This is a genomic window from Pseudobacillus sp. FSL P4-0506 (assembly GCF_038003025.1).
Taxonomy (GTDB): domain Bacteria; phylum Bacillota; class Bacilli; order Bacillales; family Domibacillaceae; genus Pseudobacillus.
The window spans coordinates 3936703-3950168 of record NZ_JBBOOI010000001.1; the positions used below are offsets into that span (position 1 = coordinate 3936703).

At 40.2% G+C, this 13466-nt stretch carries 14 protein-coding genes; 2 read left to right on the forward strand and 12 right to left on the reverse strand.

Annotation, left to right across the window (positions count from 1 at the left end; all coding sequences use genetic code 11):
* Positions 1 to 401: 401 nt before the first annotated feature.
* Positions 402 to 938 (reverse strand): hypothetical protein, encoded by a 537-nt coding sequence (locus tag MKZ02_RS19355; protein ID WP_340855466.1) that lies wholly within the window; start codon positions 936 to 938, stop codon positions 402 to 404.
* 12 nt (positions 939 to 950) lie between these two features.
* Positions 951 to 3635, reverse strand: a complete 2685-nt coding sequence (locus tag MKZ02_RS19360) for a lipase/acyltransferase domain-containing protein (RefSeq protein WP_340855468.1) — start codon at positions 3633 to 3635, stop codon at positions 951 to 953.
* 918 nt (positions 3636 to 4553) lie between these two features.
* Between MKZ02_RS19360 and MKZ02_RS19365 the strand changes: the two genes are divergently transcribed.
* Together MKZ02_RS19365 and MKZ02_RS19370 are read left to right on the forward strand one after the other, a co-directional pair.
* The gene (locus tag MKZ02_RS19365) at positions 4554 to 4763 is read left to right on the forward strand and encodes a helix-turn-helix domain-containing protein (protein WP_340855471.1); all 210 of its coding nucleotides are present in this window, start codon (positions 4554 to 4556) and stop codon (positions 4761 to 4763) included.
* A gap of 93 nt (positions 4764 to 4856) precedes the next feature.
* Positions 4857 to 5339 (forward strand): hypothetical protein, encoded by a 483-nt coding sequence (locus MKZ02_RS19370; protein ID WP_340855473.1) that lies wholly within the window; start codon positions 4857 to 4859, stop codon positions 5337 to 5339.
* A 116-nt stretch (positions 5340 to 5455) separates the two neighbouring features.
* Here MKZ02_RS19370 and MKZ02_RS19375 read toward each other — a convergent pair whose 3' ends face one another.
* From MKZ02_RS19375 to MKZ02_RS19420, 10 genes are all read right to left on the reverse strand, one after another.
* On the reverse strand, positions 5456 to 6298 hold the full coding sequence (locus MKZ02_RS19375) for a peptidoglycan-binding protein (protein ID WP_340855476.1): 843 nt from the start codon (positions 6296 to 6298) through the stop codon (positions 5456 to 5458).
* Positions 6295 to 6783 (reverse strand): phage holin family protein, encoded by a 489-nt coding sequence (locus MKZ02_RS19380; RefSeq protein WP_340855479.1) that lies wholly within the window; start codon positions 6781 to 6783, stop codon positions 6295 to 6297. Before MKZ02_RS19380 ends, MKZ02_RS19375 begins: the two co-directional genes overlap by 4 nt.
* A 94-nt stretch (positions 6784 to 6877) precedes the next feature.
* Entirely contained in the window at positions 6878 to 7009 is a 132-nt protein-coding gene (locus tag MKZ02_RS19385; protein ID WP_340855483.1) for an XkdX family protein, read from the reverse strand.
* A gap of 13 nt (positions 7010 to 7022) precedes the next feature.
* A complete protein-coding gene (locus MKZ02_RS19390; RefSeq protein ID WP_340855487.1) occupies positions 7023 to 7217 on the reverse strand; it encodes a hypothetical protein in 195 nt (64 codons plus the stop codon).
* Positions 7218 to 7230: 13 nt separating this feature from the next.
* Positions 7231 to 10437 (reverse strand): DNRLRE domain-containing protein, encoded by a 3207-nt coding sequence (locus MKZ02_RS19395; RefSeq protein WP_340855489.1) that lies wholly within the window; start codon positions 10435 to 10437, stop codon positions 7231 to 7233.
* A gap of 15 nt (positions 10438 to 10452) precedes the next feature.
* Positions 10453 to 10803: a hypothetical protein gene (locus MKZ02_RS19400; RefSeq protein WP_340855492.1), complete on the reverse strand. Its 351-nt coding sequence runs from the start codon at positions 10801 to 10803 to the stop codon at positions 10453 to 10455.
* Positions 10804 to 10819: 16 nt separating this feature from the next.
* Entirely contained in the window at positions 10820 to 11209 is a 390-nt protein-coding gene (locus MKZ02_RS19405) for a hypothetical protein (RefSeq protein WP_340855494.1), read from the reverse strand.
* 14 nt (positions 11210 to 11223) lie between these two features.
* Positions 11224 to 11988: a putative phage tail protein gene (locus tag MKZ02_RS19410; RefSeq protein ID WP_340855496.1), complete on the reverse strand. Its 765-nt coding sequence runs from the start codon at positions 11986 to 11988 to the stop codon at positions 11224 to 11226.
* The gene (locus tag MKZ02_RS19415; protein WP_340855498.1) at positions 11981 to 13030 is read right to left on the reverse strand and encodes a baseplate J/gp47 family protein; all 1050 of its coding nucleotides are present in this window, start codon (positions 13028 to 13030) and stop codon (positions 11981 to 11983) included. Before MKZ02_RS19415 ends, MKZ02_RS19410 begins: the two co-directional genes overlap by 8 nt.
* Positions 13030 to 13452: a DUF2634 domain-containing protein gene (locus tag MKZ02_RS19420; RefSeq protein ID WP_340855501.1), complete on the reverse strand. Its 423-nt coding sequence runs from the start codon at positions 13450 to 13452 to the stop codon at positions 13030 to 13032. Before MKZ02_RS19420 ends, MKZ02_RS19415 begins: the two co-directional genes overlap by 1 nt.
* Positions 13453 to 13466 lie beyond the last annotated feature (14 nt).

Sequence of the window (13466 nt, forward strand, 5' to 3'; positions counted from 1 at the left end):
AATGTAGGCTTTTTCATAAATTTATAAAGGATAAAAAGCCTTATTTAGCAATACTTCTAAACAATTATGACAGATTAAGAATCATCAAGAATTATTATGTTGGTCGGCAAGATGTCGGCAAAGCGCCGGCAAGGAATTTATAAAAAACATCTAAAAGATAATTAATAAAATTATTATGAAACATATCCTCCACAATAACTTCTTCTCCTAACGTCCTTTTTCAAATAGCAATAGAAATTCTTTCGAACGGGTTGAGCTACACTGATAATTTGATTTTTTATATTTAATTACAATATCCTATCATTAAGGTCAAATAAAAAAGCCCTTTCTAAAAGGGCTTTTTTATTAATCATTATTAGACGTAGAATTTCTCTCGTTTCTATCTAAGCTATTTTTATCATCTAAAGATTTTTTTTTATAACCATCAGAGAAACATCTTCCGGTAAAAATTCTTCAAATAACTTTAATTCCATCGCTTGTTCTTCTGTTACATCTTTGACAATAGCTTTACCTACTATTGAATCCTTTGATTTATATATTTGTACATTTATCTTTCCTTTCTCAATAAAAGGAAATCTGCTAAACCATTTCAAACATTCCTGTCTTTTCTCAGATATTTTTTTCGTAATTTCTACTCTAGCTGTGTTTTCCTGTTTATGATACAAATACTGAACTGATAGCATTATACCTAAAAGCATAGGAATTAATAGCCTAGTTATTGATAAGAAGAAGTAATCATTATTAATTATAAAGATTAATTCCTCTATTATTAACGAAAGAAACCAACTCAAAGGAAAAAGTAAAAGAAACACGAATCGCAATATTGATTTCTGTGTTTGTGGAAATCCCACTTTCCACAACCTAAATTGATATACTAATCCCCAAAAGATAAACCATACAAAACCAACAGTTAATTGAATTATCAACCATGTCGGCATTTGAATTCCACCCTATTCATCTTCCTCCCTTAACAACAAGGTGCTTTCTCTAAGAGGAGGAGAAATATTTTTAATGTCTGTTATTATTAATTTGTGCTTATATTTTCTAAACAATTCATCAACAGTGAAACTTCCATAGAAAACTCCGTCTTTTAATTCTAACGGGATTTTTGTTTCCTTTAATTGACTCCCAACCCGTATTGGTTTTAACCGGGCAACTGGATTTGTTGTTGTAACTTTTTCTTTTGATCTATCAGTTAATAATTCGAATGAAAAAGTATACTTTTGCCCGATATCTAACAATTCTGTAGGTGGTCCACTGAAATAAAGTGCATATTTCTCTGAGAAAAATACTTCTAAATGAAAATCCTTTGTTAAGAAAAGTACAGACCTCACATTATCTCCTATGTCTACGGTCGGGTCCAAAGGAGTATACTTGCTTTGTACTCTTTGTTGAATTTGTATGTCATTTGCTTCGTCTATAGCCTTTGTATTACCTGTTACATTTCTAAAAATCATTTTTGCAGTGACAACCGAGGTTTGTTCACTCCACATTAATGTTTCTAAATCCCTAAACGCAAATTCAAATGACTTAATTTCTTCTTTTAAGCCAAATTCATTCTCTGAAAAATATTGAATCGACACAGATTTATTTCGGTTCTCTCTAAGGCTTTTAATGACTGAATACGGAACATCCACTTCTTCATCTTCAGGTTTCTCAAGTATATTCCATCCAACTTCCTGTGTTTCCTTATCGAGCTGCGAATCATTATCTATAAAGCGATAGAACGTTTTAGCCTTAGATTTGGCTGTAACTACATCAAAAGAAAGATTTGAGAATTCCGGGGTAACTGTTAGATTCAATCTTGTGAAAGGAGCGCCACGATCGATATTAATGGTCACTTTTTTACTTTGTATAGGCCTGTTAAAAATATCTTTTCCGAATACTTGAATATCAAACGTACCCGTAGCCAAATCTAATAGTACTTTCTCTTCCGTAATCGGTGCAATTATCTTGTTATTTATTGAATAAATAAGCTCCTCTACCTGATTCAGCTCATCAGATTTAACAATTAAATTAACAGGGCCGGAATAAGTTGGTCGGTGCGAAGCCTTTATGGTTTCTTCTGCTTTTTCAATTTTTATATCTATTGTTGGACTATCGGCGTTTGGCCGCGATACTCTATCCTTCTTTCTCACTTTCGGCTTAAGAAGTTTTTTATCATATAGCAACTCTACCTTAATGTCATGATTGTCTTTGTCAATATTTCGTATTGCTAATTTGGCATTTTTTTCTGGAGAAACGATTATCGTATTAAATTTCAATTCTGTTTCTTCTTCACCAAATACTTCAACACCAATTTCAGCTATACCTTCTTCATATGCATTAATATCAAAATTTAGTTCTTCTGTTTCCTCTCCATTATTAAGATATAGATATTTGGCTTCACCGATTTGTAAATAACGAAGATTTTCGCTTTTTGCTAAGTCACTATAATCTGACACGCTTGGATCAATTACGCCGGCCACATAATTTTGATTATTGTCCAAAATCGTAGTTTCAACAGGACACATAATATGTGTTACTATGCCTTTTTTTAGTTTTGTGTTTTCAATCAAAGCTCTTTCCTCAAAATGAGTTTCAGGTAATTCTCCTATTCCAAGAGGTCTTGAGCCTTCTTTACCCTCCCTTACCCATTTTATGAAATCCAAAACAGATGGGTGCGAACACTGATTTCTATGCAAAGAATTAACATAGTAAATATTTGCTTTATGATTTGGTAACGCACTGTTAAATGGCACAACACCATCACCATTCTTTATTAAAGCATTCGCTTTATAAAGCCTAAGTGTTCTGAACCCTTTTTCCGGGAAAGTGTAGAACGTTGGCTCGTCTATCCCTATTAAACAATCATGCTCTACTGGAAGAGGCTCACTCATTGCTTTGTGTAATGGATCAATATAGTTCTTCCAGACATCAAATACCGCTTCATCTTTTGTTTTTTTGTTTTCTTCATCGTAAATATGTTGAATTTTACTTTTAACATCCTCGTAAGTATAGTCATCTGTCTTTGCACTAATAATAAAATTACCATAAGGATATTTAAAATATTCTTCAGTAGGCATTAATTGATAGACAGAAGGCAGTTTTCTTGCTAGTGTCCGTGTTTTTTTATCATCGAAAACTCTAAACACTTGGGAGAATTTGTCATAAATTCCAGGTTCTCCATACTCTAAAACTTTAAACGCATCCGGCGCGCCTTTCCAAGGAGTTCCTATAGTTACTAATCTATTAATTATATCTACTCGTCCAATTTTCTCCAGTTCTAATATAGCCAATTTACATAGTAGACCACCCATACTATGCGCTACAAGAACAATATCATCCTTCTTTTCTTCTGCTACGCTGATCATAAAGCGAACGAAAGGTTTCGCAGTTTCAATTAATGAATGCCTCCAATCATACGTATAAGGAAAAAAATTATCTTCATTAATAAAACTATCGATAACACCTTGATACAAGGATTCAGACAAAAAAAAGAAAGCGTTAACTTTGCTTAATATCTCACGTGGTTCTAGCTCATTTTCAAGTGATAATGCTTCCAAATCTCTAGCTGTTGCTGGAAACCATCTTTTATTATCTCCCTCATAAAGCTCAGTCCCTTTTATCCCAGGAACAAAAATAGTTACTGACATCTTAATCCCCCAAATCTCTGGATAGTAATTATTTTATACATTATCACAAAAAATGGTTTATAAGTCATAATTTATTAAAATATTCAGCTTCACCAAAGATTTTTTAGGTAATTTGTCGCGATCATCGACAGGTTTTTATTTCACATTTTTCAGGTGCTGTAACATAACCCAGACTTCTTCTCTCGTCACTCGACATTGCGGATATGTTCCGTCGGAAATGCCGTTTGCTTTTATCCAATTTTAAATTTCTTTGAATGTTGGTGATGCAGCAGCATCTTTTGCATATTGTTCAGCCACCCTCCACTCCCCTTTTATCATTGCGTAGGTACATTTCTACATAAAATCACAAAATACTTTCGCTAATTAAAAATAAAAAACTCTCTCAAACAAAAAGGACTTTTTCATGTCTCTTGTAAGGTAAATACATAAGAAAAAACCTGACCACAAATAAAGGGCCAGGTAATTGTTGCATATTATAGTTCACTTATGAATGACCGAATGGATTTTTGTTATTTTCGGGATCTTAATGCAAGGACGAGCGTGATCAGCGAAATAATTAGCGCTATGGAGCTGATTGTAATAATTAAACCATCCATAATACGCCACCTCCTGTTTTTATGTTATACTTTTTATCGAGGGGATTGGCGACCGTCAAATCACCGCACCCCTCATTGATTAGTTCGACATCGGCTTAATCGTCGGTGTCTTTTTCTTTTGTCTCTTTAGCAATCAGAACCGCTAAGTTGATTAGCGCTGTTATCAGGTTCGTTATTGCTATCAGTAGTAGTATCCATTCGGTCATTTCCCTCACCTCCTAATTATATTATACGATATCGTATAATATATGTAAACGTTTTTGACTAAAATTATTTGATATCGTATAATAAATAATAGCTAGTATGGAGGTGTTATTTTGTTATGTTGATCGTTAAACCTAAGCTGAACTTTATTCTTAAAAATCGTGGGATTACTCAAATGAAACTTGCTGAAATGTCTGGAGTTCCCCAGGGGTCAATTAGCCGATTTGATAAAAATAACCGACATGAAGCCGCCCATTTATTTGCTATTTCTAGAGCACTAAATTTGCCCATAGAGGATTTATTTGAAGTAACGGAAGAGGAAGAGTAATTTTCTCTTAAAATAAAGGCTCTGTTAAAGTACGTTGTTGCTTTTTTGGATAGTCTTTCTATTATTACAATAATGAAATTCTTGGAGGGGACGATGAGAAAATTCCGAGGCAAAAGACGTTATTTTCGTAATTTGCAAGAGCTGGCAAATGTACAAACCAGTTATATTACTCTTGATAAAGATGCTTGGTTTGACTTTTGGCACACACACCTTGATTTTGAAGGAATTGGCAACGTTAGATTGAAATTCAGGAAAGAACATGTAAAAGCACATTTAAATTTTTACAAAAGTCTTCTGGCACAAATAGATTCCATCAAAAAACCCTATCAATCTTGGATTTATATTCACATGGATGATGCAGGACAGGATGCGGTGTATATTCACACACCTAATCCTAACAGTGACAACTTCCCTTACGAAAATGACGATATAGATTGGAGTTGCAGTGTTCCCGATTTCCTGAACGACCTTATAGACTTAAATACGTATTATGTAGGGTATTTGAACTCGACATATGAACAAGCATACTATATTCAAGCCAAATCTTGCGGTGTACCTTTACGAAAGCAAGAATGAAAAAGTAAAGGAAATACAACCTCGTTAGGCTTTTTTCTCTTGAAAATCAACAACATACTTTAACAGAGCCAAAATAAAAAAGCCCCTATCCAAACGGACAGGGGCTTTGCTGTTATCTATTCTTTTCTTACCTTCGGATTGTATCCATACTTACCATTGATATAAGCACAAGCCTCTTCGGCTGCTTCCAGTGATGTAAAGATACCGGTCCATGCTCTCAAGTCTTTTGCAAAGGCATTAAAGCCAATTTCTTTCGCTGCGGTTTCTGCTTTTTCATGAGTGCTAAATACCCCAGTATAAACTCGGAACTTACCAGGAGTACCAACCACTCCTTTTTCTTTGATTACTTGATCAATTTTTGCCAGCGTTGCTTTCCCTGCAATTCCATCAACCGCAAGCCCTGTCCGGCGTTGTAAAATCATAACAGCATTAGTTGTTCCTTTGCCGTAAATGCCATCGATACCGTTTGTATCTAACCCCAGCTTAACCAGTTTTTCCTGTAATGCTTTTACCTCTTCTTTACTTAGCGTGTTAACTGGGACGGCTGCAGCTGTAGTTAGATGTTTATCTGTTCCATATCCTTTGTAATTAAACTGAAGATGCGGAGCGTCCCAACCCCATCGATAACCTGATTCAAAGCCAAGTTTCTCTGCGTATTTAATCGCATCGATAAACGGTCGTTTCCCGTATTCTGATTTTGCCCATAAAGCTTTTCCATTTTTAATAGGTACAAAATCAAGCGCTTGTCCAACAAGATGATAGGATTTCATTGTTTTTGAAGCGCCTTTTTTTACGTTTTCACGCTGTTGCGCTTCTGTTCGAATGGTTTCATAAATCAAAACATCTATTTTATTGTCAATACAATACTGGTACCACTTCAACGCCGCCGCTTTTGTATTCGGGGCCAGATCCGCAAGGTTACCAAGATTGCGTTGATGGTATGTTGGAGCCCAACTCATTTCAATCCCTCCCTTTTTTCCTCCTCTATTTGCTTAATTTCTGTTGTTGTCGTAACTTCTAACTTTGACACTGCTGCCTCTTCGTTTTCCTCTTTAAGCTGAGCAAAGGCATCGCTGATTTGTTTAGGCACCTTTACGCCCATATAACCAAGATTCTCAATAAAAGAAATGCCTTCCATTCCGATTAAGAAAAGAATCATCGCGTTTCTCATAAAATGACCGCCGCTACCGGCAACGAGATCCAGCTGATTAGCTACGATAATCGCCGAGAGCATAGCTGCTTTTTTCATTAATCCTTTGAATGCTTTCTTTGACTCCACATTTTTCTTGAAAAAGAAAGCGACTATTAGCCCACTAAGATAATCAGCGGACATAATAATGATCAAGGCAATCACAAAATGATCAATACCTCCAAATAAATAGGCAGCACTCATAAAAGCGCCGCCCATTACTGTGTTCCATAAAGTATCTGTATTGTGCTGCATTCGTTTTCCTCCCATTCTGGGCAACTCCTTTCGTAAGTTCCCCTCACATATCCCTTTTCTTTGCATAAAAAATACACCTATTCTGTTAGGTGCTTTAAGCCTGGCTGTATTCTTCATCGGTCAATGTTTTGTATTCTTCCTCTGTAAGATCGCTCAGCATTACCGCCATTTTTAAGTCTTCTTTATCAGCATATTTATTTTCATACGCCCATTTCCAGAAGTCCATAGATGCACGCCCCCTATTTCGATAAAATACTTAATTTTAAATCAACGAGCTGCTGCCCCATTTCTGCCATCTTTTTATCGGATTGCAGGCGGGCGATGCGCTCTTTTACAAGCGCCGTCCCCATACTTTCTACATCGTTCGGAAGCTGTTTTTGGATACCCTGCTCGCGCCGTACTTCCTGTAGGTCAGTTTGTTTTAATGGTTTCATCCTGAAGCCCCCCTTAATCAAAGCTAATCCCGAAGCCGTAAAATTCGATCGGGTCTAAGCTGTCGTTTGCCTCGAAGATCGCCCGAATATTAAAGCCCCAATTTTCAGCCGTCTTCTGATCGTTGGTAAAAATGTGATACTCGCCTGTTTTTATGTCGTCTGTGACGTCTTCCCAGGTCGGGTTTTCGTCGAACGCATTATTACACGCCTCAAATTTGACCGTCGCAGGGTTCGCGCCGTCGGTTGCCAGCGTATATTGTGCTCGAATGAGAAGCCTATGGATAGCGGCGGTCGTCGTGACCGGATTCTTAAGACTGACGTCGATGCGATTTCCTACGCGGATACGTCGGACAGCGGACCACGTACCGCGTGCGCCTGTTGTGGCGTCAATGCCTGCCATGCGCCAGTAATAGGTCTTTCCTTCTGTTAGCTCAGCGGACCAAGTATATTTGATGGTGCCGCCTTCATACTCAGCGCCGACCCCCTCAGCTGGAAAAGGTCCATACACGCCGTCTTTTGTTTTGACCTGCCAATCGCCCGCAGATGTTTCACTGTTGCGTTCTTGGACGTTCTGTGTGAAGCTGCTGTCCTCTGCGATCTGAATAACGAACTTTTGCGGGTCGTCTTCGACGTCGTTCCCGATCGTTCCCCAGAAGGTAGGGCGTAAGCCTGTCCTGTAATTGTCTACCGGGTTCTCAGGAACAACAGCGCCCGGCGGTTGGTTTGTAATGAAGTACAGGCGCGGGGTCGGGTAAGAAACGTTGTTCACATCGGTTACAGTCAATTCCCAGCTGTAAGTCTTGCCGCCTTCGAGCGTCCCGCTAGGTACTTGATAGAACTTTTCTGTCGATGTGACCAGACCTGAGTCATGTACAAGCAGCTCTTTGTTGTCAAAAACTTTGACTTGATACTTTGCTTGAATGAAGTCGCCCGAATAATCCCAGGTAAAGAGCGGCGCCATGCTCGCCCCTTCTGGCTGCAGCTGATCTAGACTTCCAGGCTCGCGATTAATGACTGTCGGCGGGTTGGATACCTCTAAAATAGTAATTTTGACAAGCCCATCGCCTTCGCGTTGACCGGACAGCGTTTCTCCGCCGCTTAACGTACCGATGTAAGATGAACCGCCACCGCCTGGCGAAGTTGAACTGCGAGAACCGCCGCCACCATAGTAGCCGCCACCGCCACCGCCGCCTGCAGTATTACCTGCAGTTGAGCTATACCCTGACCCGCCGATACCTAGCTTACCATCTTTCTCTCCGCCAGCAGTTTGAGTTGCCCCATAGCCTGAATATGTGTGATTTGGGTTCGTTTCTCCTACAAGACCGCCGCCCGCGCCGCCATTTAATGTGACGCTTGTTCCAGCAGCCGCCCCGCCGCCTCCTGCTGCGACAAGTATTCGACTTTCTAGTGTAGCAGCTGTACGTACATCGGACGCGCCACCGCCGCCACCGCCGCCATAAGACGTTGTGCCTGTTCTCCCACCTTCTCCGCCGCCGTTCCATCCACCTACGCCGCCCATCGCTGTATCTGTCGGACTGATGCCGCCTTTTCCTCCGACGTAAATGTTCAATACTTGTCCGCCGTTTACGGCTAGTTCACCTTTCGCGTAACCGCCTTTACCTCCTACGGTTAACGTACCTGCTTTCGAAGATGTGCCGCCTTGACCGCCCCAGGCTTCTAGTTTGATCTTCATTACATTCCCAGGAACCGTAAACGGCTGAGCTGCGCCTGTGTAATTAAACGTGAACACATCGCCTAACATAGCCTGGTCCGTCAGTTTAAAATACTCAGGGCTAGACCAGGAACTAGGCTCGGCCATCATGTCATATGTTTGAACTTCCCAATAATACAGGACATTTTTCTGTATTATTCCAGCTGGGACAGTGTAGTCAGTCACATCCCCACTCTGCCACCCTGAGTAATGAATGATTGACCCATCCGACGCTTTTTTAATTCGTAATGCAAACCCCCCTTGCTTGTCCCCAGCATCAGGATCACTGAAAGACCAGTCAAGCGTCGGTGTCGACGTCGTGAGAATCGCCGGGGCTGCTTGTGTACCTTTCGGGTTGTTGATCGGCGGCGTGTTCGGTGCCTGGTTTGTAATAGGTTCTAATAAAATAGCCTTATTTGCTGAGGTTGTCGTATTAGGAATAGTGATAGACCAATCACTGTTTTCATAGCTCGTTTTATCATGATTGTAAGTTCCTTGTACATATATCGACCGCGTACTTCCTGCGACGTCCGTCAATTCTTTAAAGCTGAGCGCAGGAGAACCGTTCGCGCTCGCTGCTTGTGCTGTTGCTGTGAGTACGTAAGATTTTTTACGTAAGCCGTTTACAGGGTTTGGATATGGAAAGTTACTTGACTCAATTATGTTTGCAGGCCCCAAGTCGATTACATTTCTTACATTTCTAAAAACGTGCTGTGATGAAAATAACTGCACAGGCGCTACATCAAAAGATAATGTCAGTGTAGTTTCTGTACCGTCCGCTTTTTTCCACAGAATAGCGAAATGATTTGTACTAGTAGCAAATATGTCGTCTGAAAGTAAGTTCCAACCTTCTGGCATTACTAGATTTACATTCCCTGCGTATTCTACGTAAGAAAAAAGAACATCACCTGCCTGAATAGCTGTAGGTAAAGTCACCACGTTATCTTTACCTATAGAAGACGGGGACCAATTATTCATACTTACAAATTCGACCTGTGTCTTTTTTGTTTCGGGTAAAGAATATTCGATCGTTAAAACTGGTCTGCCTGTCGTAGTCGAGCTTTCATTTGAATGAAAGCCCCAGCCCGTAGTAGACTCGTTTAATATAGCTATTCCGTAGTTAGGTTTGCCATTTACCCATTCTTGTACTAAAGATTTCAAGTCAATGTTTAAGGGTCCTGATCCTACAGTTAAAGCAGTCGCGTATACTGTTTCCTCATAAATTGGTTTATTGTTCCATGTAGCGGTTGACGGTGCCCAGGATTGACCCACAGCGAGTATTTTTAGCGGCAAGTCCCTGTTAGTGTTTGTAGATGTGATAGCTAACACAGCCGACGTTATAATAGCGTCGTTTGGGATTAGACCTAGATCGAATTTAATTAGCGATTCTGTAGCGTCTTTGCCTACACTCAGACCGCCCGCTGTACTGTACTGAGAAGTAGGGGCGGATTTGTTTAGGTAAGTATCCGATATTTTCGTATTGTTATAATCTAATTTAATTACAGGCACTTCCTCACCCCCTCATTATTTAATGACTAGCATTGTATTCCCTGGGTCATGAATCCCAGCTGTAAGGTTAATATCTAGAACACTCGTAAAGTTTTCTATGAACATATTCGACGTCATTCCGTTAAGAGTAGCCCCCTTTAGTAGCTCAGTTTCCAGCGCCAGGTCTACCATATTCCGCCGAAGGTCTTTGATCGCCTGCAGCGTGTCGCCTTCGAGAGTCGCGTCATTATCTACAAGCTGCTGAAAAACGTGATTAAAATAATCCGCGTGCGCATCCGTCGAAGTTGTAAAGCCGTCAATCGTCGTTCTAACTGCGTTCTGTCTGCTGCCTGTTAGGGGCTGCAGCTTCGTTTCATCGATAGGCATACATTAGCCCCCTTTCTTAAAATTCCGCGTCATAATCAAATTCGATAACAGTACGAGTTTCCATACCCTTATTAGTAAAAGTCTTCATAGCAATTAGATCACCGTCCGCATCAATCAAGCCCACTTCATTGATATTCTTACCGATCAACTGGTCAACATCGGCGTCCAACGTGCACGTATAGCGAGCCGTGTACGGCGTAGGAAATGTTTTTATCACCTGTGCGCCGGTCTTTTCAATTGCTTTTGAGAAAAGAGCTGTTTCTGAACCTTTCAAATCGCGGGGCTTCCCGCTGCTGTCTACTCCCCCTGTACCAAAGACCATAGTGACTACGGCGGGAAGTGAGGCCGTCCCATTATGTGCTTTAGCCATCTTCTCGCGACCTTTATTCGTTTTTATGCTTGCCATAAGAAAAGCCTCCTTTATACTGTGACTGTTTCAATTAAATCACCGTCTTTATATGTCTTGATCGTTAAGCTCTCAGACTGATTAAGATAGTAATGCTTTCCGCCAGGTGCCCTTCCGTCAAGGACATTTTGACCGTCCAAACGAAAAGAACCATCCAAAAATAACCCATCAACGGGATCTACTGAATATTTGCTAGGCACAAGATAGGAAGCACGTACCTTCATTCTTATGCTGCTGGTTTGCTCTTGATCGTAAACGACAGAATAACCTAGTTTTAACTTTTGTCCCGTGGTCATCACCGGGCCCATCGGAAGATGAATTAACAAGCCTAGCACATATTGCCGGTGGGCCGGTAGTATTTCCCTAATAGACCTCTGTACGTCTGTCAAATTAGGCGGAAAACCTTGAGCATCGATAAATTTAACAATTATTCTCGATTTTCCTTTTATGGCCTTTACTTCAGCCGAACCATTTTGAAAAGACTCAGCTACTCTTTTTATTAAACTAGCGCTCACTCTGCCTATGCCGCGTTTTTTCGCTTTCAATGCAGAACGGCGCTGATCAAGTGGCTTATCGATTTCTGTGGGAATCTTAAACTCCTTTTCCATAATCGTAATGCCCCATGTAGCATCATCAATAAATGTGTTATTGAACACTTCATCGATATGACCTTCCAAACGATCAAAGATTTTCCCCTGCACTCTGGCCATTTCCTGAAATTCCGGAGATTCACGAAGAATAGCCGGTAAATCTGTAAGCATTTCTTCTTGGCTAGACACTTAGTGTCACCTGCCCCACAACTGGCACTTCACTTGCAGACAGAATAATATTAGCCGCTTGGCCGTTAATTAATATATTGGAATAATCAATCACCCCAGGGATTCCAAACAATAGTGAACCAACTACCCGCTCACGTACAATTGGATCAACATCCTCTTTGAAAGAAATAGTTTTCAAGTGCTCTGCTAGCAACTGTTCAAATTTCACTTTCACCTCTTCTATTGTTGTAGAAGAGTTAATTTCTACTGTTGCTGAAACGTTTACGGTGTATGCCGGAGCACTTTCCACAGTTACAAAAGCACCAATAGGAGCCAATCCTTCTCCCTGACCAGGCACGGGGTCTAAAGCGGTCTGAATCATCTGCACTAATTCAGGAGAAGCCGGCATAAATTCAGAGTTAACAATAACCACTTTAACCGTGTCTGGACCATCCCAATTCGGAAATACTCTGACAGCGCCTACTCCCTCAAATTCTCGCACCCACTCTTTATAGTGACCGATATTTCCGCTTGTCGCTGGTTCAGCTACCTTCTCTTGATACCGGACAAATAGGGATTCTTCTTTCTCTTTCTCTCTCCCTGGAATAATGATTTCTCCCAGCAGAGCCGTTTCTAGTCCCTCGATTGTTTCAACAGGAAGTAATTCTGTTCCTGCAGGGAACGTATTTCCTATTTCTCCTTCTTCCTCGCATAACAACTGGATGCCGTTTTCATTCTCTGATACTACAAAATAAACATCTTCCACAAAAAAACGGCTCCCCACGGGAACCGAAATATTGAACTCTCCTCTGCGTATGGCTGCCACTGCATCTCTATAATAAACATCCATTTCAGAGGTTCTCTTTTCTAGATAGTCCCCCTCACTCGTTGAGGCAAAAACCAGCTCTAGCACTCTTTCCAAATACCGATAAACCTTTGCTGTTTGATTGGCACTAGCAGCATAAGATGCATAAAGAGGAGATGTCTCACTTACATCAAATTCAGGCTTTGTGTCATTGATCATTTCTTGCAAAAGGTACTCAGAAGTGTATTGTTCAAACATCAGGCTGATAACACCTCCTTTATCTCTATTTCTCCAAGCGCTGTATCTACTTTAAAATTCACATGAAAAGCGTCATCAATATGCTCAATAACGAAATCATAGACTTGTTCAATTCGCGGATCATAAATAAGCGCCTCTGTCACAAGGCGCTCAATCTCCATAATTTTAAAAGCAATGGTTGTCTCATTATCAGCTAACATATCTGTCAATTCATTCCCGGTCTCGCTTGAATAAATTGAGTGAGCATACCGTGGAATATATAATGCAAACAGAATAAATTGCTTAATTGCTTCTAGTCCGCTTATTAGTTCACTCGTCAACCGTTTGGTTTCAAAATCAAAACGGTAAGTCTTCAATTCCAAAAGCTCATTTATACTAATCTCTTCTGTCTGTTCAATATTTATTTCAGGAGATAATGCCATACGTCACCACACCT

Excerpts from the sequence above, each read along its gene's own strand:
- MKZ02_RS19355 (WP_340855466.1), bottom strand. The coding sequence starts at position 938 with ATGCCGACATGGTTGATAATTCAATTAACTGTTGGTTTTGTATGGTTT.
- MKZ02_RS19360 (WP_340855468.1), bottom strand. The coding sequence starts at position 3,635 with ATGTCAGTAACTATTTTTGTTCCTGGGATAAAAGGGACTGAGCTTTAT.
- MKZ02_RS19365 (WP_340855471.1), top strand. The coding sequence starts at position 4,554 with ATGTTGATCGTTAAACCTAAGCTGAACTTTATTCTTAAAAATCGTGGG.
- MKZ02_RS19370 (WP_340855473.1), top strand. The coding sequence starts at position 4,857 with ATGAGAAAATTCCGAGGCAAAAGACGTTATTTTCGTAATTTGCAAGAG.
- MKZ02_RS19375 (WP_340855476.1), bottom strand. The coding sequence starts at position 6,298 with ATGAGTTGGGCTCCAACATACCATCAACGCAATCTTGGTAACCTTGCG.
- MKZ02_RS19380 (WP_340855479.1), bottom strand. The coding sequence starts at position 6,783 with ATGCAGCACAATACAGATACTTTATGGAACACAGTAATGGGCGGCGCT.
- MKZ02_RS19385 (WP_340855483.1), bottom strand. The coding sequence starts at position 7,009 with ATGGACTTCTGGAAATGGGCGTATGAAAATAAATATGCTGATAAAGAA.
- MKZ02_RS19390 (WP_340855487.1), bottom strand. The coding sequence starts at position 7,217 with ATGAAACCATTAAAACAAACTGACCTACAGGAAGTACGGCGCGAGCAG.
- MKZ02_RS19400 (WP_340855492.1), bottom strand. The coding sequence starts at position 10,803 with ATGCCTATCGATGAAACGAAGCTGCAGCCCCTAACAGGCAGCAGACAG.
- MKZ02_RS19405 (WP_340855494.1), bottom strand. The coding sequence starts at position 11,209 with ATGGCAAGCATAAAAACGAATAAAGGTCGCGAGAAGATGGCTAAAGCA.
- MKZ02_RS19415 (WP_340855498.1), bottom strand. The coding sequence starts at position 13,030 with ATGTTTGAACAATACACTTCTGAGTACCTTTTGCAAGAAATGATCAAT.
- MKZ02_RS19420 (WP_340855501.1), bottom strand. The coding sequence starts at position 13,452 with ATGGCATTATCTCCTGAAATAAATATTGAACAGACAGAAGAGATTAGT.